20 protein-coding genes are annotated in these 23,414 nt (G+C 60.7%); all 20 read left to right on the top strand.

Annotation, left to right across the window (positions count from 1 at the left end; genetic code table 11):
• Positions 1-18 precede the first annotated feature (18 nt).
• The 20 genes from VDP81_RS00590 to pdxJ all read left to right on the top strand — a co-directional run bounded on the left by VDP81_RS00590 (position 19) and on the right by pdxJ (position 23,410).
• Entirely contained in the window at positions 19-393 is a 375-nt protein-coding gene (locus VDP81_RS00590; RefSeq protein ID WP_322994911.1) for a DUF2069 domain-containing protein, read from the top strand.
• A 9-nt stretch (positions 394-402) separates the two neighbouring features.
• Positions 403-1,884 carry a protein adenylyltransferase SelO gene (locus tag VDP81_RS00585; protein ID WP_323011256.1) on the top strand — a complete coding sequence of 494 codons (1,482 nt, stop codon included), beginning with the start codon at positions 403-405 and terminating at the stop codon, positions 1,882-1,884.
• A 78-nt stretch (positions 1,885-1,962) separates the two neighbouring features.
• Complete coding sequence (gene aroC, locus VDP81_RS00580; RefSeq protein WP_323011255.1) at positions 1,963-3,021, top strand: chorismate synthase; 1,059 nt, start codon at positions 1,963-1,965, stop codon at positions 3,019-3,021.
• 119 nt (positions 3,022-3,140) lie between these two features.
• Positions 3,141-4,544 (top strand): 3-isopropylmalate dehydratase large subunit, encoded by a 1,404-nt coding sequence (gene leuC / locus VDP81_RS00575; RefSeq protein WP_322994914.1) that lies wholly within the window; start codon positions 3,141-3,143, stop codon positions 4,542-4,544.
• Positions 4,545-4,553: 9 nt separating this feature from the next.
• On the top strand, positions 4,554-5,210 hold the full coding sequence (gene leuD, locus VDP81_RS00570) for a 3-isopropylmalate dehydratase small subunit (protein ID WP_322994915.1): 657 nt from the start codon (positions 4,554-4,556) through the stop codon (positions 5,208-5,210).
• 84 nt (positions 5,211-5,294) lie between these two features.
• Positions 5,295-6,371, top strand: coding sequence for a 3-isopropylmalate dehydrogenase (leuB, locus tag VDP81_RS00565; RefSeq protein WP_322994916.1), 1,077 nt, complete (start codon positions 5,295-5,297; stop codon positions 6,369-6,371).
• 39 nt (positions 6,372-6,410) lie between these two features.
• A complete protein-coding gene (gene asd / locus VDP81_RS00560) occupies positions 6,411-7,541 on the top strand; it encodes an aspartate-semialdehyde dehydrogenase (protein WP_323011254.1) in 1,131 nt (376 codons plus the stop codon).
• Entirely contained in the window at positions 7,541-9,244 is a 1,704-nt protein-coding gene (locus tag VDP81_RS00555; protein WP_323011253.1) for a FimV/HubP family polar landmark protein, read from the top strand. The genes asd and VDP81_RS00555 overlap by 1 nt, the downstream gene beginning before the upstream one ends.
• Complete coding sequence (gene truA / locus VDP81_RS00550; RefSeq protein ID WP_322994920.1) at positions 9,244-10,062, top strand: tRNA pseudouridine(38-40) synthase TruA; 819 nt, start codon at positions 9,244-9,246, stop codon at positions 10,060-10,062. Before VDP81_RS00555 ends, truA begins: the two co-directional genes overlap by 1 nt.
• 111 nt (positions 10,063-10,173) lie before the next feature.
• Entirely contained in the window at positions 10,174-10,788 is a 615-nt protein-coding gene (locus VDP81_RS00545) for a TRAP transporter small permease subunit (protein WP_323011252.1), read from the top strand.
• A gap of 2 nt (positions 10,789-10,790) precedes the next feature.
• Positions 10,791-12,455 carry a TRAP transporter large permease subunit gene (locus VDP81_RS00540; RefSeq protein WP_322994922.1) on the top strand — a complete coding sequence of 555 codons (1,665 nt, stop codon included), beginning with the start codon at positions 10,791-10,793 and terminating at the stop codon, positions 12,453-12,455.
• On the top strand, positions 12,455-13,114 hold the full coding sequence (locus VDP81_RS00535; RefSeq protein ID WP_322994923.1) for a phosphoribosylanthranilate isomerase: 660 nt from the start codon (positions 12,455-12,457) through the stop codon (positions 13,112-13,114). The genes VDP81_RS00540 and VDP81_RS00535 overlap by 1 nt, the downstream gene beginning before the upstream one ends.
• Positions 13,115-13,262: 148 nt before the next feature.
• Positions 13,263-14,174, top strand: a complete 912-nt coding sequence (locus VDP81_RS00530; RefSeq protein ID WP_322995370.1) for an ABC transporter substrate-binding protein — start codon at positions 13,263-13,265, stop codon at positions 14,172-14,174.
• A gap of 89 nt (positions 14,175-14,263) precedes the next feature.
• A complete protein-coding gene (locus VDP81_RS00525; protein WP_323011251.1) occupies positions 14,264-15,151 on the top strand; it encodes an ABC transporter permease in 888 nt (295 codons plus the stop codon).
• Between the two features lie 3 nt (positions 15,152-15,154).
• The gene (locus tag VDP81_RS00520; protein ID WP_323011250.1) at positions 15,155-15,949 is read left to right on the top strand and encodes an ABC transporter ATP-binding protein; all 795 of its coding nucleotides are present in this window, start codon (positions 15,155-15,157) and stop codon (positions 15,947-15,949) included.
• Between the two features lie 42 nt (positions 15,950-15,991).
• Positions 15,992-16,540, top strand: coding sequence for a helix-turn-helix domain-containing protein (locus tag VDP81_RS00515; RefSeq protein WP_323011249.1), 549 nt, complete (start codon positions 15,992-15,994; stop codon positions 16,538-16,540).
• 162 nt (positions 16,541-16,702) lie between these two features.
• A complete protein-coding gene (locus tag VDP81_RS00510) occupies positions 16,703-18,025 on the top strand; it encodes an efflux RND transporter periplasmic adaptor subunit (RefSeq protein ID WP_323011248.1) in 1,323 nt (440 codons plus the stop codon).
• Positions 18,026-18,069: 44 nt separating this feature from the next.
• Complete coding sequence (locus VDP81_RS00505) at positions 18,070-21,237, top strand: efflux RND transporter permease subunit (RefSeq protein WP_323011247.1); 3,168 nt, start codon at positions 18,070-18,072, stop codon at positions 21,235-21,237.
• Positions 21,237-22,685, top strand: coding sequence for an efflux transporter outer membrane subunit (locus VDP81_RS00500; RefSeq protein ID WP_323012372.1), 1,449 nt, complete (start codon positions 21,237-21,239; stop codon positions 22,683-22,685). Before VDP81_RS00505 ends, VDP81_RS00500 begins: the two co-directional genes overlap by 1 nt.
• Positions 22,685-23,410 carry a pyridoxine 5'-phosphate synthase gene (gene pdxJ / locus VDP81_RS00495; RefSeq protein ID WP_322994929.1) on the top strand — a complete coding sequence of 242 codons (726 nt, stop codon included), beginning with the start codon at positions 22,685-22,687 and terminating at the stop codon, positions 23,408-23,410. The genes VDP81_RS00500 and pdxJ overlap by 1 nt, the downstream gene beginning before the upstream one ends.
• The last annotated feature ends 4 nt before the right edge of the window (positions 23,411-23,414 follow it).

The following is a 23,414-nucleotide window of genomic DNA, read 5'->3' as shown; positions in this document are numbered from 1 at the left end:
TCAAGCCATAATAGCAACATGGAAGCAAAACTCAATCAGGGCCTGCATCGACTGGCCTGCGTCTGTCTGCTGGGCTTGATCGTGCTGTGCCTGGGCTGGGAACTCTGGTGGGCGCCGCTGCGCCCAGGGGGCAGTCTGCTGGCATTGAAGGTCGTGCCCTTGCTGTTTGGAGTGCGCGGGGTCCTGCAGGCACGCTTGTATACCCTGCAGTGGGTGGCTATGCTCAGCCTGTTGTACCTGATGGAAGGCACCGTGCGGGCCTGGTCTGATTTCAGCCCCTTGTCTGAAACCCTGGCCTGGGCAGAGATCCTCCTTTCGCTGGGTCTTTATCTCAGCGCCATTTTGTATGTGCGTCCGGCGAAACGCGCTTCCCGCGCCCAGCGCTCGCACTAAGGGCAGACCATGCTGCATACCAGCCATCTGTTTGCTGCGGATCAGACCCATTGTTCGTTTGCGGACTTGCCGTCAGGGTTTTACACGCGGCTTGCGCCCCGGCCCCTGACTCAGCCGCAGTTATTGCATGCCAATCCGGCTGCGGCGGCCTTGCTGGGCCTGCCTGAATCTGTTTTGCGCACGGCAGAATTTCTGGATTTGTGCGCGGGCAATGCACAGCTGCCGGGCATCACGCCTTTGGCCACGGTGTATAGCGGTCATCAATTCGGTGTCTGGGCCGGTCAGTTGGGTGATGGCCGGGCCCACTTGCTGGGCGATGTGCAGGGCCCCTTGGGGGTGCAGGAAATCCAGCTCAAGGGTTCGGGCCGCACGCCTTATTCGCGCATGGGCGATGGTTGGGCCGTTTTGCGCTCCAGCGTGCGTGAATACCTGGCCAGCGAGGCCATGGCCGGGCTGGGCATCCCCACGACGCGGGCCTTGGCGCTGGTGGGGTCGCAAGACCGAGTCGCGCGCGAAACCCTGGAAACGGCGGCCGTGGTGACCCGCCTGGCCCCCAGTTTTGTGCGTTTTGGCCATTTTCAGCATTGGGCGCGGTCTGCGGCGCAGCAGGAAATACTGCTGGAATATGTGGTGTCGCACTGGTTTCCGGATTGTTTCGAAGGCACGGCCAGCCAGCCGGATTGGCCTGCCACCGCCTGTCGCCTGCTAAAGGAAATATCCCAGCGCACCGCCCGCCTGATGGCGCAGTGGCAGTTGGTGGGTTTCTGCCATGGCGTGATGAATACCGACAATATGTCGATTTTAGGCCTGACGCTGGACTACGGGCCCTATGGATTCATGGATGCCTTTCAGGCAAACCACATCTGCAATCATACCGACACCATGGGCCGCTATGCCTGGAACACGCAACCGGCGGTGGCTCAATGGAATCTGACTCGCCTGGCCGAGAGCCTCTTGTGCCTGGGTTGTGCGGCCACCGACCTGGAAGCCGCGCTGGCTGGTTTCGAGTCCACCTTCTTGCAGGCCTATCATGCCGGGCTCGCGCAAAAATTCGGCCTGCCTGACTGGCGCCCGGAAGACGCTGTCCTGGGGGACGACTGGTGGGCCTTGCTGCACGCGCAGCAGGCGGATTTCACCCTGGCGTTTCGCTATCTATCCCGCGTAGATACCCGGCTTGACGACTGGTTGGCCTTGTTTCCCCAGCCGGATGCGGCGCGGGCCTGGTTGGCCCGTTACCAGGCCAGGCTGGCCGACTCGTCGCAGCCCGCAGCGCAGCGCAGCGACGGCATGGATCAGGCCAACCCACTTTATGTCTTGCGCAATCATCTGGCACAGCAGGCCATCCAGGCAGCCCAGCAGGGGGACACGTCTGAAATTGATCGTTTGATGGACTTATTGCAGCATCCATACACCGAACGGCCCGGTTTGGCGTCCTATGCCCGGCCGCCATCGGCGGATGCCCCGGCGCTCGTGGTCAGTTGCTCGTCTTGACGCGGTCTGGCATCCCCTGGTCGGGCTTATGCCATAATCAGCCCCATTCCCTCCGACTTTTCCCACCGCAAATCGACCATGTCCGGCAACTCTCTGGGTAGTTTTTTCCGTGTCACTAATTTTGGCGAATCTCATGGACCTGCCATTGGCGCCGTGATCGATGGCTGTCCACCGGGATTGGCGCTTTCCGAAGCCGACATCCAGATCGAACTCGACCGCCGTCGGCCCGGCACCTCGCGTCATGTCACCCAGCGCCGAGAACCCGATACCGTGGAAATCCTCTCCGGGGTATTCGAGGGGCACACCACCGGCACGCCGATTGGCCTGTTGATTCGCAATACCGATGCCCGCAGCCGTGATTATGCAAAGATCACCGATACGTTTCGGCCCGGACATGCCGATTACACCTACTGGAAAAAATACGGGATTCGCGATCCACGCGGCGGCGGGCGCTCGTCCGCTCGTCTGACGGCTCCCACGGTGGCCGCCGGGGCCGTGGCGCGCAAATGGCTGATGCAGGAACACGGCGTGCGGATTCGTGGCTACATGAGCCAGCTTGGGCCGATTGCCATTCCCTTCGACAGCTGGGACGCGGTGCCAGAAAACCCCTTTTATGCGCCCAATGCCGCCATCGTGCCGCAACTCGAATCCTTTATGGATCAATTGCGTCATGATGGCGACTCCATCGGGGCGCGCATCGAGGTTCAGGCCGATGGTCTGCCTCCCGGTTGGGGCGAACCCATCTACGACCGTCTGGATGCCGACATTGCGCATGCCATGATGGGGCTCAATGCCGTCAAGGGCATTGCGATCGGATCGGGTTTTGACTGCATTGCCATGCGCGGGTCCGAACACGGTGACGAACTGGGCCCGGATGGCTTTATGGCCAACCATGCGGGCGGCGTGCTGGGGGGGATATCTTCAGGGCAGCCCTTGCTGGTTTCCCTGGCCATCAAGCCCACTTCCAGCATCCGCATCGAGCGCCGCTCGGTGAATCGCGACAACGATCCCGTCATGGTTCAGACCTTGGGCCGCCACGACCCCTGCGTGGCCATTCGGGCCACCCCCATCGCCGAAGCCTTGCTGGCCATCGTCCTGATGGATCATGCCTTGCGTCAGCGGGGGCAGTGCGGCTGATCCTGTTACTTCCAACACTAGGATCAGTGCTGGTCTTGTCGCGCTCTGCCATGCTGGCATAATGGTTTTCTGCTGCCACCCAAACGGGCGGCCATCCATTTAACCGCCGAGACACGACCATGCCCCAAACCCTGTATGACAAGCTCTGGGATGCCCATGTGGTGCATCAGGGCCCCGATGGCACCTGTATTTTGTATATTGACCGCCATCTTGTTCACGAAGTCACCAGCCCGCAGGCATTCGAGGGCCTGGCACTGGCCGGACGCAAGCCCTGGCGCATTGCCGCCAACCTGGCGGTGGCCGACCATAACGTCCCCACCACGGATCGCTCTCAGGGCATCCAGGACCCGATTTCGCGCTTGCAGGTAGAAACCCTGGACAAAAATTGCGAAGACTGGGGCATTACTCAGTTTCGCATGAACGATCGGCGCCAGGGCATCGTGCACATCATCGGCCCTGAACAAGGCGCCACCCTGCCGGGCATGACGGTGGTCTGCGGGGACTCCCATACCAGCACTCATGGCGCATTCGGCGCCCTGGCTTTTGGTATCGGCACCTCCGAGGTCGAGCATGTGCTGGCCACGCAGACGCTGCTGATGAAAAAAAGCCGCAATATGCTGGTGCGCGTCAACGGTCAGCTGCCGTTTGGCTGTACCGCAAAAGACCTGATTCTGTATGTCATTGGCCAGATCGGCACTGCCGGGGGTACGGGTTATGCCATCGAATTCGGCGGCAGCACGGTGCAGGCCTTGTCCATGGAAGGCCGCATGACCATGTGCAATATGGCCATCGAGGCCGGGGCGCGCTCGGGCATGGTTGCCGTCGACCAGACCACCATCGATTACTTCAAAGGCCGCCCCTACGCCCCCGAAGGCGAGCGCCTGGAGCAGGCGATGGTGTACTGGAACACGCTGCACTCCGATCCGGATGCGAAGTTCGATCATGTGGTCGACATTGATGCCGCCAAAATCCAGCCGCAGGTCAGTTGGGGGACTTCTCCCGAGATGGTCACCGATGTCGGTGGCCGGGTGCCAGATCCCGCCCAGCAGTCTGATGTCGTGCGCCGCAAAGGCATGGAACGCGCCTTGCAGTATATGGACCTGAAACCAGGCACCGCCATGACCGATATTGCCATCGATAAGGTCTTTATCGGTTCTTGCACCAATGCCCGCATCGAAGACCTGCGTGCCGCCGCCGCCGTGGCCAAGGGCCGCAAGGTCGCCGCCAATGTGCGTCTGGCGATGGTGGTGCCCGGCTCCGGCCTGGTCAAGGCCCAGGCCGAACGCGAAGGCCTGGACCAGGTTTTCCTGGATGCCGGATTTGAGTGGCGCGAACCGGGTTGCTCTATGTGCCTGGCCATGAATGCCGATCGTCTGGAACCCGGCGAGCGCTGTGCCTCTACGTCCAATCGCAATTTCGAAGGACGTCAGGGCCAGGGTGGCCGTACCCATCTGGTCAGCCCAGCCATGGCCGCTGCGGCTGCCGTCGCCGGCCATTTTGTCGACGTGCGTACTTTCCAATAGGACCCGATCATGCAATCCTTCACCACACACCAAGGGCTGGTTGCCCCCCTGGACCGGGATAACGTTGATACTGATCTGATCATTCCCAAGCAGTTCCTGAAGTCCATCAAACGCACCGGCTTTGGGCCTAATCTCTTTGATGAGCTGCGCTATCTGGATCATGGCGAGCCCGGCATGGACAACAGTACGCGGCCACTGAACCCGGATTTCGTGCTGAATTTCCCCCGCTACCAAGGGGCCTCGGTACTGTTGTGTCGCGAAAACTTCGGCTGCGGCTCCAGCCGCGAACATGCGCCCTGGGCCTTGCAGCAATATGGTTTTCGCGCCCTGATTGCCCCGTCGTATGCCGATATTTTCTTCAACAACAGCTTCAAGGTCGGTCTGTTGCCGATTATCTTGCCCGAGCCTGTCGTTGATCAGCTGTTTCAGGCCGTGAATGCCACGCCAGGCTATCAACTGGCTGTGGATCTGGATCGCCAACTGGTCATCGCCCCCGATGGCAGCCAGTGGTCCTTCGAGATCGATGCCTATCGCAAACAGTCGCTGCTCAGGGGCCTGGATGAAATCGGCCAGACGCTATTGCATGCCGATGAGATCCGCGCTTTCGAATCCCGGCGCCTGGCGCAGCATCCCTGGCTGATCAAAGATGTGCCGGCTCAGCCCTGAATCTGAATCAATCTGAATATTCCGGCCCGGCGCCTGGCGGCGGTATTGCGCCAGGAGCCGGGCCTCTGTCGATCGGAAACTCTCATGACTACTCGTATTGCAGTATTGCCTGGCGATGGTATCGGCCCGGAAATCGTCGAACAGGCGGTGCGCGTTTTGCGTGCCCTGGACCTGGGCCTGGAATTCACGGAAGCGCCGGTGGGTGGGGCAGCCTATGCCGCCCAGGGGCATCCCTTGCCCCAGTCCACCCTGGATCTGGCCCTGAAATCCGACGCCATCCTGTTTGGTGCGGTGGGCGATTGGAAATACGACAGCCTGGAACGCGCCCTGCGCCCAGAACAAGCTGTGCTGGGCCTGCGCAAGGCCCTGGGCTTATTCGCCAATTTGCGCCCTGCGATTTTGTACCCGCAGTTGGCCAATGCCTCGTCGCTCAAGCCTGAAATCGTGGCCGGTCTGGATATTCTGATTGTGCGTGAACTGACTGGCGATATTTATTTTGGCCAGCCTCGTGGCGTGCGTACGCTGGACGATGGCCCTTATGCCGGCGAGCGTCAGGGTTTTGACACCATGCACTATGCCGAGACCGAGATCCGCCGCATCGCCCATGTGGCGTTTCAGGCAGCGGCCAAGCGCCAGGGACGGCTGTGCAGCGTAGACAAGGCCAACGTCCTGGAAACCTCGCAGTTCTGGCGTGACATCATGATCGATGTGGCCCGTGAATACCCTCAGGTCGAGCTGTCCCACATGTATGTGGACAATGCCGCCATGCAGCTGGTGCGCGAACCCAAGGCCTTTGACGTCGTAGTCACGGGTAACCTGTTTGGCGACATTTTGTCCGACGAAGCCGCCATGCTGACAGGCTCCATCGGCATGTTGCCTTCGGCGTCGCTCAATGCCAGCCGCCAGGGCCTATACGAGCCCAGCCATGGCTCCGCGCCGGACATCGCCGGGCAGAATATTGCCAACCCCCTGGCCACGATTTTGTCTGCCGCCATGCTGCTGCGTTACTCTTTGGATGCCGGGGCGGCGGCGGATCGCATCGAAGCTGCCGTTCAGGCGGTGCTGGCGCAGGGATTGCGCACAACGGACATTTTCGAAGAGGGCACCGTGCGCGTTTCGACCTCCGAAATGGGCGATGCGGTGCTGAAGGCATTAGAATAAGCAATTCTCTCCACTTTTAATCAGTTTCGGGCGGGTTTTATGGCGCAGGCAGTAGGTTTGGTTGGATGGCGTGGCATGGTGGGCTCGGTGCTCATGCAACGCATGCGGGACGAAAATGATTTCGCTCTTTTCGATCCGGTGTTTTTTTCCACGAGCAATGCAGGCGGAGCCGCGCCGCAATGGGCATCAGGGGCAGGGCCCCTGCAAGACGCCCATGATATCGACGCCTTGAAAAAACTGCCGATCATTGTCACGGCCCAGGGGGGCGATTACACCTCTGCCGTTTACCCCAAGCTCCGTGTAGCAGGTTGGAACGGTCTGTGGATCGATGCGGCCAGCACTCTGCGCATGAATAACGACGCCGTGATTGTGCTCGATCCGGTCAACCGCCCTGTGATTGACGCTGCCATGCAGCGCGGCGTGCGTGATTTCGTCGGGGGCAATTGCACTGTCAGCTGCATGTTGATGGGGCTGGCCGGCCTTTTCAAGGCGGACATGATCGAATGGATGAGCTCCATGACCTACCAGGCCGCTTCGGGCGGCGGGGCGCGCCACATGCGAGAACTTCTCACCCAGTTCGGTATTCTCAATCAGTTGGTTGGCCCACAGTTGGCCGATCCGGCCTCGGCCATTCTGGATATTGACCGTGGGATTCTCAAGGCCCAACAAAGCCCGGATCTCCCGCGCGAAAACTTCGGCGTGCCCCTGGGTGGCAGCCTGATCCCCTGGATCGACAAGGACCTTGGCGATGGCATGTCCCGCGAAGAATGGAAGGGCGGTGCCGAGACCAATAAGATCCTGGGCCGCGGCGCTGGCTTTGATGCCCCGGCCGTGCCGGTGGATGGCCTGTGCGTGCGCATTGGTGCCATGCGCTGCCATAGCCAGGCATTGACCATCAAACTCCGGGGGGATATTCCCATGGACGAGATCAATGATGCTGTGCGTACCGGCACGGATTGGGCGCGCCTGATTCCCAATGAAAAGGATGCCTCCATGCAAGCTCTGACTCCCGTGGCGGTCACCGGCACCCTGGATATTCCCGTGGGTCGCCTGCGGAAAATGTCCATGGGGCCTGAATACCTCAGCGCCTTCACGGTTGGCGACCAGTTGTTGTGGGGCGCTGCCGAGCCGCTGCGTCGCATGCTGCGCATCGCGCTGGGCGAACTCTGATGGTCGGCGCTGCCCGTCTGATTGGCGGCTTGCTCTCGCTTGCCTGTTTGGTGGGCAGCCCGGTCCATGCGGCCGATTTTGGGCATGCGCGTCTGGTGTCCACAGCGGGGGCGCCGCTGCTCATCACGCTGCCGATCACTGGCCTGACGCCTGCCGATTTGCAGACTCTCTCGGCGCGGCCAGCACCAGCCGCTGATTGGGCCAATGCGGGTCTGACCCCGCCGGTCGCGCTGGATAGCCTGATCGTCAGCGTGGCCGCCAGCCCCAGGCCAGGGGCCAGCCGTATCCTGCGTATTCATTCCAATCAGCCCTTTGTCGGCAGTCTTGCCGATTTGCTGCTGGATGTACAGACGGCTTCCGGCCAACAGCGTCATCAGGTCTCTTTGCTGGTGCCCGGGCCCGTGACGGCGGTCGCACCGCCTGCAGGCGGTGCAGCTGTCGCCGCCACGCAGCGCTCTGCGCCTGCCACGGGGGCGGCTTCAGCCGCCACCAGCAGTCGGCGTGTCCCGGCTGGAACGATCACTGTGCGCCGTGGCGACACCATGTTTGCCGTGGCGCGCCGTCATGCCGTTGATCAGGTCTCCGTCTACCAGCTGATGTTGGCCTTGCAGCGGGCCAACCCTCAGGCTTTCATTCATGACAATATCAATTTGCTGCGCTCGGATACGGTATTGGCCGTGCCCAGCATTGACGATATGCTGTCCATTTCCGACGCCGAGGCGCGCCGACAGTTTGTGGCCCAGACGGCGGCGTTCAATCGCTTGCGCGGTGGGTTGGCGGCGGCTGATGCGCCTTTGGCAGGGCAGGCCGGTGCGGGGGATGTGGCTGTCGCGGCAACCCCGGTTGCAGCTGAAAAACCCGTTGCAGCAGATCGTTTGCAACTCAGCCAGACGAATCAATCGGCTGCCGATGCCCAGGCGGCTCAGGGCCATGCCCTGAAGGACGCCGAATCCCGCGTCGGCCAGCTACAGGACAATGTCCAGCACCTCAATCAGGCCCTGCAGGCCCAGGGCGAAGCCGCGCGTGATGTGGTGGCGGATGGTGCGCAGGCGGTCACGGCCTCGATCGGCAAGGTCGCCAGTGCCATCAGCGAGGCCAGCCGCGAGGCAGCCGCACAGGCGGATGCACAGTTGAATGCACAAGCGACCCAGGCGGGATCGGAGGCTGCCCCTGCTGGCTCGGCTGCTGCACCGGACGGAACGGCTGCCCAGCAGCCATCACCCTCCGCCGCGCTGTCCAATGGCGGTTCATCATCATCCGCTGCACAGTCCAATGGCAGTAATGGCGGTGCCGCCCAGGGCACCAATGCGGTGGCAGACACGCGCGCCAACGCGCCCGCGCAGGCCAGTACATCCGCCAACGCAGCAGCATCCACTGCGTCCGTCGGCGGCTTGGGCTTGCCCGGAGAACCCGGCCCGGCTTCTGCCGCCACAGCAGCCCAGGCGCAGGCAGCGGATCTTGTCGAGTCCCCCAAGACTCAAAGCCGTGTCTCCTGGATACAAGAACACTTGCTGGCGATTCTGATCGGTTTGCTGGTCATCATTGTGTTCCTGATTGCATGGCTTTTGCGGCGGGCCAATACCACGCGCGACGAGGCCGATGCCGGGCAAGGCATCACCGATGCCATGGTGCGTGAAAGACTGCAGGGGGTGGATCTGGACTTGCCCCCTCGTGAGACATCCGATTCAGCCACCAGGTACTGATGGACACAGGGCGGATTGCACTGGGTCTGGCCTACGACGGCTCAGGCTGGCATGGTTGGCAGACCCAGGTGCATCGGCACACTTTGCAAGATACGCTGCAGGCGGCGCTGGCCCGGTTTTTGGATAGGCCCAGCGTGGCGACGGTCTGTGCAGGCCGCACGGATGCTGGCGTGCATGCGCTGCAACAGGTCGTGCACCTGGATACCGACGCGGTGCGGCGCGATGAATCCTGGGTGCGGGGCCTGAACGCGCATTTGCCGCCTAGCTTGCGGGTATTGTGGGCGCGCCCTGTTTCTGCTGATTTCCATGCGCGCTTCGATGCGCGTGCGCGGACGTATTTTTATGTGCTGCACTGTGCGCCGGTGCGCTCGCCCATTCTGCATGGCAGGGTGGGGTGGGTGCACGATGCGCTGGACGAAATCGCCATGCAGGATGCTGCCGATCTGCTGCTCGGTCAGCATGATTTCAGTGCCTTTCGTTCCGCTGAGTGCCAGGCCCACAGCCCCGTGCGTACCTTGGATAGGCTCGACGTTTTGCGCCAGGGCGATTTTCTGGTGTTTCGCTTTTGCGCCAATGCCTTTTTACATCATATGGTGCGCAACCTCATGGGGACGCTGCTGATGGTGGGGCGCCAGCGGCGGCCGGTTGCCTGGGTGGCCGAGGTTCTGGCCGACTGTGATCGCCGCCGCGCTGCTGCAACCTTCATGGCAGACGGCCTCTATCTGGCTGATGTCACTTATCCGCGCGCGCCGGAACTCCCCTTGTTGACAGCTTCCCAGGCCTTGGCGCAGCACATGGGAATCCGGTTGCCTTGGTGAATTCCCCAAGACATTCTGACTTAATCGACGGCTCATATCAGCTAGAATTGTGTGTTTCACTACAGTCAGGCCGCGCTTGTGCCCTGGCGGTTCATGTTGTATAGGCGGGCCATGAAAATACTATTGAAGGTAGCTGGCGGCATTGACGCGCTCAATTCCCTGGTGGGGCGGGGGGTCACCTGGCTGGTTCTGATCGTGGCCGTCATCAGTGCAGGCAACGCCGTCATGCGCAAGCTCTTCAATCTCAGTTCCAATGCCTGGTTGGAACTGCAGTGGTATTTGTTCGGCGCGATTTTTCTGCTGGCGGCGGGTTATACCTTTTTGCGCAACGAACACGTGCGTGTCGATGTTCTGTCGCAGCGCCTGCCAGAACGTACCCAGGTAGGCATAGAAATTTTCGGAGTCTTGTTTTTTCTGCTGCCCGCCGCCTGTCTGGTGCTCTGGTTGTCCATCCCCTTTTTCTGGGATTCTTTCATTGCGCATGAATTATCCTCCAATACCGATGGCCTGATCCGTTGGCCCGCCAAATTGCTGATTCCTGTCGGTTTTGGTTTGCTGATCCTGGCCGGGATTTCGCATCTCATCAAATGCATCGGGTTTTTGCGCGGCAATTGCAATAACCCCATGACTGTTTCCAACGGCAAGTCTTCCGAGGAAGCACTGGCCGAAGATATTCTGGCTGCGCAGCAGGCTGGTAACCCCGATCAATCGGCACAGGGACGCTGACCATGGAGTTTCTTGTCGATAATCTGGCACCGATCATGTTCTTCAACCTGATCGGATTCTTGCTGTTGGGCTTTCCAGTGGCTTTTTCCCTGGCCGCCACGGGCGTGCTGTATGGTCTGGTCGCGATTGAATTCGACCTGATGAGTCCGCTGCTGTTTCAGGCATTGCCCCAACGCATCTTTGGCATCGTCAGCAATGATTCTTTGCTGGCGGTGCCGTTCTTTACCTTCATGGGCCTGATTCTTGAACGCTCAGGCATGGCCGAAGACCTGCTGAACACGGTGGGGCGCTTGTTCGGGCCGCTACGGGGCGGCTTGGCCATCGCGGTGGTTTTCGTGGGGGCATTGCTGGCTGCCACCACCGGGGTGGTATCCGCCTCGGTGATTTCCATGGGCCTGATTTCCCTGCCCATCATGCTGCGCTATGGCTATGACAGGCGGCTGGCATCGGGGGTGATTGCCGCGTCGGGGACTTTATCGCAAATCATCCCGCCTTCCTTGGTGCTGATCGTCTTGGCCGACCAGCTCGGGCGCTCCATCGGGGATATGTATCGGGGCGCCATGCTGCCCGGCCTGTTGCTGGCCGGCTCTTATATGGCTTACGTCTTTCTGGTGGCGTTTTTCCGTCCCAGCCAGGCGCCCGCCCTGCCGCTCGAGGCCCGCGGCCCGATCGACGAGCACGGCCATCGCGGACTGCGGTCCTTGCTGGTGCTGACCCTGATTGCCGCTGCGGCGGCTTATTTCGGCTCGGACTATTATTTTCGTTCGCACACCGACATCCCCATGGACGAGCGTGTCGTCATTGTGCTGCTGATCTGGGGCGTGGCTGCTTTGGCAATGGCCTTGGGCAATCGTTTGTTGCGCTTGGGCTGGCTATCTGAAATGGCCGAACAGGTGGTGTTTGTCATGATCCCGCCCCTGGCCCTGATTTTTCTGGTGCTGGGCACGATTTTCATCGGCGTGGCTACCCCTACTGAGGGTGGTGCCATGGGTGCCATGGGTGCGCTCATCATGGCGGTATCCCGTGGGCGGTTCTCGATGCCTCAGCTGCGTCAGGCGATGGAGAGTACGGCGCGCCTGACGTGTTTCGTCATTTTTATCCTGGTTGGCTCCACGATCTTCAGCCTCAGTTTCCGGGGCATCAACGGCGATATATGGGTTGAACAGCTGCTGCTGCATATTCCGGGCGGAGAGCTCGGCTTTCTGATCGTCGTCAGCCTGATTACCTTTTTCTTGGCATTCTTCCTGGATTTCTTCGAACTGGCTTTCATCATTGTGCCGTTGCTGGGGCCGGTCGCCGACAAAATGGGCATAGACCTGATCTGGTTCGGTGTGCTGCTGGCGGTGAATATGCAGACGTCTTTTGTGCACCCGCCCTTTGGTTTCGCCCTGTTCTATTTGCGTTCAGTGGCGCCCAAGGAAGACTACCGCGACCGGGTCACGGGCCGGCTCATCGCCAAGGTCACGACGGCTCAGATTTACTGGGGCTCGATACCCTTCATCATCATTCAGATTTTGATGGTGGTTCTGGTGCTCAGTTTCCCTGGCCTGGTGACGCACTACAAGGGCGATGCCCCGACCATCAACCCCTCTTCGGTCACTTTTGGCCAAGACAGCGCCTATGGGCTGGATAGCTATGGCGCTGATGATAGTGGGGGTTTTCAGTGATGGTGCCATCCCGAACCCGGATCAAAATCTGCGGCCTGACCCGCATCCAGGATGTGCGGGATGCGATTGCGGCGGGGACTGACGCCATTGGCCTGGTGTGTTTTCCGGACAGCAAGCGCTACGTGACGCCCTTGCAGGCGGCATCGCTGCGCCAAGCCGTGCCGGTTTTTGTCAGCACGGTCTGCCTGTTCGTCAATCCGCAGGTGGATCAGGTGCATCAGGTGCTGGATCTGGTGCACCCGGACCTGTTGCAGTTCCATGGCGATGAGTCCGCCGATTTTTGTCGGCAGTTTGGCCTGCCCTATCTGAAGGCATTCAGGGTCGGGGCGCCCGGCCAGGACACCCCCGCCGGATTGGCGGCCTGCTGCCTGCAATATTCCGATGCCAGCGGCTGGCTGTTCGATAGCTATAGCGCCGGATTCGGCGGCAGCGGTCAGCGTCTCGATGCGGACTTGCTGCAGCAGTTGCCGCGTCGCGAAGACGACCCGGTCATGGTGCTTTCCGGCGGGCTGCGGGTCGAAACCGTGGCCGATGATATTCTGCACTGGACGCCCTATGCCGTGGATGTCAGCAGCGGCGTAGAAACCGCACCTGGCATCAAGGACCCCGCCCGCATGCGCGCCTTTGTTCGGGCGGTTGAACTGGCGGTGCCTGAATAAACCCATGTTTTGTCATCCCCTGGTTAAAATACATGCCTTACTTGGGCCTGCCCCATAGAATTCATAAAATAAACCCCCAAAGGAGCCTTACATGAATCTGCACCCTGTTTTGCGTAACCTGGCTGGTGTTGCCACGCTGCTTGGCGTGATGGCCATTCCCCAGGTACAGGCCCAGTCCGTTGCGGTTACCTCCATTGTCGAGCACCCCGCACTGGATTCTGTGAAGGACGGCATCCAAAGCGCCCTCACCACAGCGGGCTACACCGAAGCCAAAGGCCTGAAATGGCAATTCCAGACGGCTCAGGGCAATACCGCCATTGCCGCCCAGATTGCGCGTAAGTTTGTCGGCGACAATCCTGACGTGATCGTGGCCATCGCCACGCCTTCGGCCCAGGCTGTCGTTGCAGCCACCAAGACCATTCCCGTGGTGTATTCGGCGGTGACCGACCCGGTTGCTGCCCAGCTGGTGCCCGGCTGGGGCCCTTCGGGCACCAATGTCACGGGCGTGTCCGATGCCCTGGCGCTGGATACCCAGATCGAACTCATCCTGAAAATCGTGCCCGATGCCAAACGCATCGGCATTGTCTACAACCCCGGCGAGGCCAACTCGGTGGTGGTGGTCAAGCAATTGCGCGAAGCCTTGCCCAAGGTCGGTTTGTCGCTGGTCGAAGCCACGGCTGCCCGTACCGTGGACGTCGGGGCGGCAGCGCGCAGCCTGGTCGATAAGGTCGATGTGATCTATACCAGCACAGACAATAACGTCGTCTCGGCCTTCGAGTCCCTGGTCAAGGTCGCCAATTCGGCCAAGATCCCGCTGATTGCCTCGGATACCGACAGCGTCAAGCGCGGTGCCATCGCCGCGCTGGGGGTCAATTATCGCGACCTGGGCGTACAGACCGGCAATATCGTGGTGCGTATCCTCAAGGGTGAAAAGCCAGGCGATATCGCTTCCGAGACCAGCGCCAAACAGCAGCTGTTCGTCAATCCCTCCGCAGCTGAAAAACAGGGCGTGACCTTGTCCGATGCCTTGCTGAAGTCCGCTGCCGAAATCGTCAAATAAGCCTGCATTGACCGTCGTTACCGGGGCATGGGGATATTTTCCCCATGCTGGCGGGGCCATTTGAACTTCACGGTTTTCCAGGGAATTCCATGTCCATTTACTCCATGTGGGGTGCCTTTGAGATCGGCCTGATCTTCGGCCTGGTGGCCCTGGGTGTCCTGATCTCGTTTCGCATTCTTAATTTTCCCGACCTGACGGTAGATGGCAGCTTTCCGTTGGGCGGGGCCACTGCCGCCGTGTTGATCCACAATGGCATGGACCCTTTTTTGGCCACGCTGATGGCCACCTTTGCCGCCGGCGTCGCCGGCATGATTACCGGCTGGCTGAATGTCAGCTTGAAAATCATGGATTTGCTGGCCAGTATTCTGATGATGATCGCCTTGTATTCGATCAATCTGCGCGTCATGGATGCGCCCAATATTCCCTTGATTACTGACCCCACTGTCTTTAGCGTGCTGCAGCCCGATAACATAGAAGATTACGTGGCGCGGCCCTTGATCCTGCTGGTGCTGGTGATTGCAGTCAAGTTCGCGCTGGACTGGTTCTTTTCCACCCAGGTGGGGCTGGCGATGCGCTCTACGGGGTCCAATCCGCGCATGGCGCGTGCCCAGGGCATCCATACCGGGCGCATGATCTTGCTGGGCATGGCGATTTCCAATGCCTTGTGTGGCCTGGCAGGGGCCTTGTTCGCCCAGTCTCAGGGCGGCGCGGATATTTCCATGGGCATCGGCACCATCGTCATCGGTCTGGCGGCGGTGATTATTGGCGAAACCATCTTTCCCTCGCGCCGTTTGATCGTGATTACCCTCGCGGTGATTATCGGCGCGGTGCTCTACCGTTTCTTTATCGCGCTTGCCCTGAATGCAGACTTTATCGGCCTCAAGGCCCAGGACCTGAACCTGGTGACTGCGGTGCTGGTCACTTTGGCCCTGGTCATCCCGCTGGCCAAGCAGCGCCTCTCGAAGAAAAGGGCCTAAGCCATGTTAAGCGCACAAAACCTGCAGATCACCTTCAATCCCGGCACCCCCATCGAAACCCAGGCCTTGCGTGGCATGTCACTGGAGATCCCGGCCGGGCAGTTCGTCACGGTCATCGGTTCCAACGGGGCGGGGAAGTCCACTTTCCTCAATGCGATTTCGGGCGAACAAATCGTCGATAGCGGCGTCATTCTGATCGATGGCGAGGACGTCACCCGCCAGCCTGTCTGGGATCGGGCACGTAAAGTCGCCCGGGTTTTCCAGGACCCCATGGCCGGTACTTGCGAAAACCTCTCGATCGAGGAAAACCTGTCCCTGGCACTGGGGCGCGGACAGTTTCGCAGCCTGCGCCGTGCCGTGCGCCAGGAAATGCGCGTGCTGTTTCGTGAACGTCTGGCGGTATTGGGTCTGGGGCTTGAGAATCGTCTGACCGACCGCATTGGCCTATTGTCCGGCGGACAGCGCCAGGCCGTCAGTCTGTTGATGGCGGCCTTGCGCCCATCGCGCATTTTGCTGTTGGATGAGCACACGGCGGCGCTGGACCCTCGCACGGCCTTGTTTGTGCTGGAACTCACGGCGCGCATCGTGGCAGAACATGGCTTGACCACGATGATGGTGACGCACAGCATGCGGCAAGCTCTGGATGTCGGCGACCGTACCGTCATGCTGCACCAGGGCAGGGTGGTGCTGGATGTGTCGGGCGATACCCGGGCCGGTCTGGAGGTCCCCGACCTTCTGGCCATGTTCGAGCGTGTGCGCGGCGAGGAACTCGCTGACGATACACTGCTGTTGGGCTGATCTGTCTTTGACAAAAAATACATATATTGTCAAAATGACGAAATGTCGCAGAAACTCACCCAGCAAGCCCTCGCCGAGCGCCGTCTCCGTATCCTGGATGCGGCGCGCTGGTGCTTCCTGAATTTCGGATTTTCCCGAACCTCGCTGGAAGATATCGCCCGGCGCGCCGTGATTTCCCGTACGCTGCTATACCGCAACTTCAAGGACAAAGAAGACATCTTCGTGCAAGTATTCGACGAGTGGATTTTGTCCCGTGTGGACCAGGCTTTATGCGCTGCAGCCCAGCCAGGGACGACACAAGAGCGCTTGACGCGGGTGTGTCAGTCTCTGGTGCTGGATTCCTGGTCAGAAATGGTGGATGCCCCAATGGCCAGCGAATTTCAGGATGTCTACGAGCGCTTACGTCCCCGGGTGGCCTGGAGTCACCGCGAAAAATCCCTGGAATGCGTGGTGGCCGCGCTGGGCGATCCAGAAGTTTCCAGGGTGTTTTTGCTGTCCATGGAAGGCCTGTTTGCCGATCGGCCCACTAAAGAAGTGCTGGTTGGGCGCATCCAGATTTTGATTGACCATTTTTCGGCTTCACGGCCTTGAGCTCGCCATCGTGATACTTTCTGTCGGTAGAACGCATATTCCTTTTATACTTTTGCTTTGCGCGCACTTGCTCAGGTAATGCCATCGGGCAGTTGCCAGGGTTCCAGGTCTTTGCTTTCTTATTCTTGATCATCACACCACTATTTATTCGGGAGTCTCCTTATGTCCTCATTGCATCTGCCTGCCAACCGGGCTTTGCGCCCCTTGGCGTTGGCACTGCTGCTGACGCTGGCCGCCTGCGGCGATAAGCCCCAGCAAGGCATGCAGGGCATGAAGGTCCCCGTCAGTGTGATCCAGATTCAGCCCCAGTCAGCCATTGTCAACACCGATCTTCCTGGCCGGGTGCAGGCCATCGAAGACGCTGAAATCCGTGCCCGGGTCACCGGCATCGTGCAGGGCATCGAATTCGCCCAAGGCGGCAAGGTCAAAGCCGGCCAACTGTTGTTCACCATCGATCCGGCGCCTTATCAGGCCACCAGGGATCAGGCGGCGGCACAGCTGAAAAGCGCCCAGGCTGCTGCGGTGACAGCACGTTTGCAGGCCCAGCGCTTTGCCAAGCTGATCGGCCAGCACGCCATCAGCCAGCAGGACTACGACAACGCCCAGGCCCAATCGCGCCAGGCGGATGCGGCGGTGGCGGCTGCGCAGGCAGCCCTGGAAGCCGCCGAAATCAACCTGGGCTACACCCGGGTCACATCGCCCATCGATGGCCAGATCGGCAAATCCCTGGTCACCGTGGGGGCGCTGGTCAGTGCGACGCAGGCAACCCAATTGGCGGCGGTCCATCGCCTGGATCAGGTCTATGTCGATATCACCCAGCCGGTTGCCCAGATTTCCGTCCTGCGTCAGCAGATTGCCGATGGCATCATCACCCCGGACGCCCAGGGCAATACCCAGGCCAAAGTCCTGCTCGAAGACAACAGCACCTATCGCCATGACGGCACGCTGCTGTTTTCCGGGGTGGCGGTAGACCCCGGCACCGGCCAGGTCAACTTACGTGCCTTGTTCCCCAATCCAGAGCAAATTCTGCTGCCGGGCCTGTACGTGCAGGTGCGTTTGATCCAGGGCACCGATCCGAAGGCCCTGGTGGTCCCAGAACAAGCCATTCAGCGCACGGCGGATGGCAACAGCACGCTGGTGCTGGTCAAAGACGGCAAGGCCGCCTATACGCCGGTTCAGGTAGGGCCGCGCGTGGGGCAGGGCTACATTATTTATCAAGGCATCCAGGCCGGCGATCAGTTGGTGGTGGCCGGCTTCCAGAAAATCCGCCCAGGCGCGCCAGTGCAGCCCATGCCCTGGCAGCCGAATGCAAAACCCACAGCGCAGGGTGCAGGTGCTGCCTCCACACAGCCTCAGCCCCCCGCAGCAGCAGACACTTCAGCCCATGAACAGGCGGCAAAATCCGCCGCCGATGCGGCGGCTGGCGATGAAGCAGCACAGGCGCCTGCTGATGTTGCCACAGGCAGCCCGGCAAAGGCCGACTAAACGCAGCGCCCCTTCTCCTTCACCCGGTTTACACGCGAGCTCTCATGCCACAGTTTTTTATTGAACGGCCGATTTTTGCTTGGGTAGTGGCGCTGGCCATTGCTTTGGCCGGTATCATGGCCCTGCCGAATATGCCGGTGGCGCAATACCCCGAGGTCGCGCCACCCACGATCAACGTCAGTGCCACCTATCCAGGGGCCTCGGCGGCCGAAGTCGCCACCAACGTCGCCAGTATCATCGAAAATGAACTGAACGGCGCCCAGGGGCTGCTGTATTACGAGTCCGTCAGTGACTCTTACGGCCAGGCCCAGATCACCGTGACATTTGCACCGGGTACGGACCCCGACATGGCTCAGGTGGACGTACAAAACCGCCTGTCCAACGTCACGGCAAAGCTGCCCGCCGCCGTCATCCAGCAAGGCCTGCAGGTCACTCAGACCAGTTCGGGTTTTTTGATGGTGGTTACGCTCTCGTCCAAAGACGGCTCCATGGATCAGACCGCCTTGGCCGACTACATCACGCGTAACGTCCAGAACCCCATGTCGCGGGTACAGGGCGTGGGTAACTTCCAGCTGTTCGCCTCGGGGCGGGCCATGCGTGTCTGGGTCGATCCCCAGAAGCTCGTGGGCTTTGGGCTGAGCATGTCCCAGGTCAACGATGCGATTTCACGCCAGAACATGCTGATCTCAGGCGGTTCTCTGGGGGCTCCGCCCAACCCGGCCAGCCAGCGCGTGTCTGCACCGCTGGTCGTCAACGGCGAACTCAAGACCCCTGAAGAGTTCGGCAATATCATTTTGCGGGCCAATGCCGATGGTTCTTCTGTGCGCATCCATGATGTGGCGCGGGTTGAACTCGGATCTGACAATTACCAGTTTGGCGCTCGCCTGAACGGCAAGCCAACCGCCGCATTCGCCCTATCCCTGACGCCAACGGCCAATGCCCTGCAAACAGCACGCCTGGCCAAGGCCAAGATGGATGAACTGGCGGCCTTTTTCCCAGACAACATCACCTACGATATCCCCTACAACACGGCGCCCTATGTGGAACTGTCCATCGAGCAAGTGGTTCACACTCTGTTCGAGGCCATGATCCTGGTGTTCGTGGTGATGTTCATTTTCTTGCAGAATGTCCGCTATACCCTGATTCCTGCCTTGGTGGTGCCGGTGGCCATTCTGGGGGCTTTTGCCGTGATGATGGCCATGGGGCTGTCCATCAACGTCCTGACCATGTTTGCCATGGTGCTGGCCATCGGGATTCTGGTGGATGATGCCATTGTGGTGGTCGAGAACGTCGAGCGCATCATGGCCGAGGAAGGCCTGTCCCCCAAAGAAGCCACCCGCAAAGCCATGCCGCAGATCAGCGGGGCCATCGTCGGCATTACCTTGGTGCTGACCACGGTGTTCTTGCCGCTGGCCTTCATGTCCGGTTCGGTGGGGGTCATCTATCGCCAGTTTTCGGTCGCCATGGCGGTCTCCATTTTATTTTCGGCCTTTTTGGCGCTGAGCTTCACCCCGGCGCTGTGCGCCACCATTCTGAAGCCCATCGCCAAAGGCGAACATGCCAAAAAGGGTGGTTTTTTCGGCTGGTTCAACCGCTTCTTCGAGCGCAGCACCAACGGCTATACGGGCTGGGTACAGCGCAGCCTGGGGCGGCCATTGCGCATGATGCTGGTGTTTCTGCTGATCGTGGGGGTACTGGGCTGGATGTATCTGCGTCTGCCTACGTCCTTTCTGCCCGAGGAAGACCAGGGCTATGTGATCGCCAACATCGAGCTGCCGTCCGGTTCCACCTCTAATCGGACCATTGAAACCATCGAGAAGGTCGAGCAATACTTCATGAATCTGCCGCAGGTGGCCAATACCATTGCGGTGCAGGGGTTCAGCTTCAATGGTAACGGCTTGAATGCCGCCATTGCCTTCGTCACCCTGAAGGACTTTGCCGAACGCAAGGGGCCGGAGAATTCCGCCCAGGCAATTTCTGGCGAGGCCATGGGCAAGCTGCTCTTTGGCCTGCCGGACTCCATGGTGATTTCCATCATCCCGCCGGCCATTTCGTCGCTGGGCAATGCGGCAGGGTTTGACCTGCGTCTGGAAGACCGCAGCGGCGTCGGCAATGATGCCCTGCAGGCGGCCGCCCAACAGCTGCTGCAACTGGCGGCGCAAAGCCCGATTCTGACGGGGACTCGCATTACCGGCCTGGGGGCAGGGCCACAGCTGCACGTTCAGATCGACCGTTCCAAGGCCGCCGCCCTGGGGGTGGATTTCTCTGAAGCGGCCAGCCTGATCAGTACCGCGATTGGCTCGGCCTATGTGGGTAAGTTCACTAACCAGGGTTGGGTACAAAATATCTGGGTGCAGGCCGAACAATCCGCCCGCATGAGCCCGGACGATATTCTGCAGCTCAATGCCATCAACAATCAGGGCGAACCTGTCCCCTTGTCCTCGTTCGTCTCGGTCGAGTGGGGCTCGGGGCCTGTCCAGGTGGTGCGCTACAACGGCTACGAGTCCGTCCGGATCGGGGGCGCTGCCGCGCCGGGCTATGCCACCGGCCAGGCCATGGCCGAGATGGAGCGCCTGGTTGCTCAGCTGCCCAGCGGCCTGGCCTACGAATGGACCGGCTTGTCCTACCAGGAAATCCAGGCAGGCAACCAATCCACGATCCTGATGGCGCTGTCGGTTCTGGTGGTCTTTATGGTGCTGGCTGCTTTGTACGAAAGCTGGGCCATTCCGCTGTCGGTCATGCTGGCGGTGCCGCTGGGGATGCTGGGGGCCGTATTGCTCAGCAGCCTGATGGGCAAATCCAACGACGTCTACTTCATGGTGGGGATGGTGACGGTGATCGGGCTGGCGGCCAAAAACGCCATCCTGATCGTCGAATTCGCCAAAGACCTTTATGCCAGCGGCGCCGGCCTCAAGGAAGCCGCCATCGAGGCTGCCCGCTTGCGTTTTCGGCCCATCTTGATGACTTCTTTTGCCTTCATTCTGGGCGTGCTGCCCCTGGTGTTGGCCAATGGCGCCGGGGCTGCCAGCCAGAATGCGGTCGGCCTGGGGGTGATGGGTGGCATGCTGGCGGCGACGCCATTGGCTGTGCTGTTTGTGCCGACCTTTTTTGCTGTGGTATTGAAATTGTTCAAGACGAAACCAAAACTGCTGGGCCATCAGGCGCCCGTCATTCCGTCATCCGAGGAATCCAGCACAGGAGACCGCTCATGATGTCGCCGACGCAATCCGCCCGCTTGGGAGCCATGACTGTCTTGAGCCTGGTGTTGGGGGCTTGCTCTCTGGCGCCCACTTACCAGCGGCCCTCTGCGCCGGTGCCGGATCAGTTCCCGATTGTGGCGGCCGGGGCTGCAGCCAGCGCCCAGCCGGGGGGCGATTTGCCCGCCTGGCGCGATGTGTTTCAAGACCCCAGGCTGCAAGCTCTGATCGAACTTGCCTTGCACAATAACCGCGATCTGCGCATCGCCATTCAGCGCGTCGAAGAAGCCCGCGCCCAATTCGGCATCGCTCGCAGCGATCTCTTTCCGACGGTGGGGGTTGGCGGCAACGGTCAAGTCACCCGGCTGCCGGAAAACATGCGCGCCGGCTCAGACAGCAGTTCAGTCAGCCGCACCTATATGGCGGGTGTTGGCATGACGTCCTTCGAACTGGATTTCTTTGGCCGGGTGCGTAACCTCAGCGAGGCTGCTTACCAGCAATATCTGTCTACTGAGCAGGCCCGCCGCACGGTGCAGTTAGGCCTGGTTGCCCAGACTGCCGAGGCTTATTTCAACCTGCGCTCCGCCCAGTCACTGCACGAGCTGATGGACAAGACACTGACTGCCCGAGAAGGTTCGCTGCAGTTGGTGCAGGCGCGCTTCGATGTCGGTGTGGCCTCGGATCTGGATCTGGCTCAGGCCCAGGCTCAGCTGGATACGGTGCGCGCTGATCTGGTGGCTGCGCAGCGTGGTATCGAGCAGGCCAATAATGCCTTGCAACTGATTCTAGGCACCCCTGTGCCTGAAGACCTGCCCAAGGCGTTGCCGTTCGGGCGCGACCAGTTGCTGGCCGCGCTGCCTGCGGGCCTGCCGTCCCAGTTGCTGGAGCGCCGTCCCGACATCATCGGCGCAGAGCACGCGCTGATGGCCGCGAATGCCCAGATCGGGGCAGCCCGGGCCGCGTTTTTCCCCAGCATCAGCCTGACTGGCCTGCTGGGTTTTGCCAGCCCCGAACTGGGTGCCTTGTTTGGCGGCAGCCACCGCTACTGGCAGTTCAGTCCCCAGATCCAGATGCCGCTCTTTGCCGGCGGGGGGATCAGGGGTAACCTGGATCTGGCCAAGGCGCGCAACAATATTGCCGTGGCAAGCTACGAAAAAGCCATTCAGACCGCGTTTCGCGAGGTCTCCGACGGGCTGGCGGGCGAGGCCACCTACAGCCGCCAGCTGGATGCCGTGCGCGCCACTGAGGCCTCGGCCCTGAAGGCCTTGAATCTGTCCCAGATCCGCTATGAAACCGGCATCGACAGTTTCTTGCAGGTACAGACAGCGCAGGTCAATCTCTATGGTGTACAGCAACAATTCATCCAGCTAGGAACCGCCGCCTTGTTCAATCGGGTCGAACTCTACAAAGCTTTGGGCGGGGGTTGGTCTGCGGATGATGTCTTGTCGACGAAGGATAAGTAATGGAACTCGGTGTCAATATCGATCACGTCGCCACATTGCGCCAACAGCGCCTGACGACATATCCCGATCCCCTGGAAGCCGCCGTGCGTGCCGAGGATGCCGGCGCTGATTTGATTACCTTGCACCTGCGCGAGGATCGGCGGCACATCCAGGACGCGGACGTGCGTGCCATTCGTCCGATTTTGCGCACCCGCATGAATCTGGAATGCGCCATCACCCCGGAAATGCTGGCGATTGCCTGCGAAATCCAGCCCCAGGATGTTTGTCTGGTGCCGGAAAACCGCCGGGAACTGACCACCGAAGGCGGGCTGGATGTGTTGGGCCGTTATGCCGAAACCCAGTCGGCAGTCGCGCATTTGCAGGATGCCGGTATTCGGGTGTCGCTCTTCATCGACCCGGATGCAGACCAAATCCAGGCTGCGGCGCGGGCGGGGGCATCCATTATCGAGCTGCACACGGGGGCTTTTGCCGATGCCACCGACGAGGTCGAACAGACGCGTCAACTAGAGCGCCTGCGTGCCGCCGTTGCGGTGGGGGTAGGCCTGGGCTTGCGCATCAATGCCGGCCATGGCCTGCACTACGATAATGTGTCTGCTGTGGCGGCCTTGCCGGGCATCAGCGAATTGAATATTGGCCATGCGATCGTCGCCCGCGCGGTCTTTGATGGCTGGGAACCGGCCATCCGGCGCATGAAAGCCTTGATCCGCCAGGCATCTGCCTGTTGATTCT

This window comes from Castellaniella sp., assembly GCF_034675845.1.
In the GTDB taxonomy this organism is placed as follows: domain Bacteria; phylum Pseudomonadota; class Gammaproteobacteria; order Burkholderiales; family Burkholderiaceae_B; genus Castellaniella.
This window is presented reverse-complemented; position numbering and strand designations above follow the sequence as displayed.

Excerpts from the sequence above, each read along its gene's own strand:
- VDP81_RS00545 (WP_323011252.1), top strand. The coding sequence starts at position 10,174 with ATGAAAATACTATTGAAGGTAGCTGGCGGCATTGACGCGCTCAATTCC.
- asd (WP_323011254.1), top strand. The coding sequence starts at position 6,411 with ATGGCGCAGGCAGTAGGTTTGGTTGGATGGCGTGGCATGGTGGGCTCG.
- VDP81_RS00515 (WP_323011249.1), top strand. The coding sequence starts at position 15,992 with ATGTCGCAGAAACTCACCCAGCAAGCCCTCGCCGAGCGCCGTCTCCGT.
- VDP81_RS00585 (WP_323011256.1), top strand. The coding sequence starts at position 403 with ATGCTGCATACCAGCCATCTGTTTGCTGCGGATCAGACCCATTGTTCG.
- VDP81_RS00590 (WP_322994911.1), top strand. The coding sequence starts at position 19 with ATGGAAGCAAAACTCAATCAGGGCCTGCATCGACTGGCCTGCGTCTGT.
- VDP81_RS00530 (WP_322995370.1), top strand. The coding sequence starts at position 13,263 with ATGGCCATTCCCCAGGTACAGGCCCAGTCCGTTGCGGTTACCTCCATT.
- VDP81_RS00505 (WP_323011247.1), top strand. The coding sequence starts at position 18,070 with ATGCCACAGTTTTTTATTGAACGGCCGATTTTTGCTTGGGTAGTGGCG.
- VDP81_RS00520 (WP_323011250.1), top strand. The coding sequence starts at position 15,155 with ATGTTAAGCGCACAAAACCTGCAGATCACCTTCAATCCCGGCACCCCC.
- leuB (WP_322994916.1), top strand. The coding sequence starts at position 5,295 with ATGACTACTCGTATTGCAGTATTGCCTGGCGATGGTATCGGCCCGGAA.
- leuD (WP_322994915.1), top strand. The coding sequence starts at position 4,554 with ATGCAATCCTTCACCACACACCAAGGGCTGGTTGCCCCCCTGGACCGG.
- VDP81_RS00555 (WP_323011253.1), top strand. The coding sequence starts at position 7,541 with ATGGTCGGCGCTGCCCGTCTGATTGGCGGCTTGCTCTCGCTTGCCTGT.
- aroC (WP_323011255.1), top strand. The coding sequence starts at position 1,963 with ATGTCCGGCAACTCTCTGGGTAGTTTTTTCCGTGTCACTAATTTTGGC.
- VDP81_RS00535 (WP_322994923.1), top strand. The coding sequence starts at position 12,455 with ATGGTGCCATCCCGAACCCGGATCAAAATCTGCGGCCTGACCCGCATC.
- VDP81_RS00510 (WP_323011248.1), top strand. The coding sequence starts at position 16,703 with ATGTCCTCATTGCATCTGCCTGCCAACCGGGCTTTGCGCCCCTTGGCG.
- VDP81_RS00500 (WP_323012372.1), top strand. The coding sequence starts at position 21,237 with ATGTCGCCGACGCAATCCGCCCGCTTGGGAGCCATGACTGTCTTGAGC.
- VDP81_RS00525 (WP_323011251.1), top strand. The coding sequence starts at position 14,264 with ATGTCCATTTACTCCATGTGGGGTGCCTTTGAGATCGGCCTGATCTTC.
- pdxJ (WP_322994929.1), top strand. The coding sequence starts at position 22,685 with ATGGAACTCGGTGTCAATATCGATCACGTCGCCACATTGCGCCAACAG.
- leuC (WP_322994914.1), top strand. The coding sequence starts at position 3,141 with ATGCCCCAAACCCTGTATGACAAGCTCTGGGATGCCCATGTGGTGCAT.
- VDP81_RS00540 (WP_322994922.1), top strand. The coding sequence starts at position 10,791 with ATGGAGTTTCTTGTCGATAATCTGGCACCGATCATGTTCTTCAACCTG.
- truA (WP_322994920.1), top strand. The coding sequence starts at position 9,244 with ATGGACACAGGGCGGATTGCACTGGGTCTGGCCTACGACGGCTCAGGC.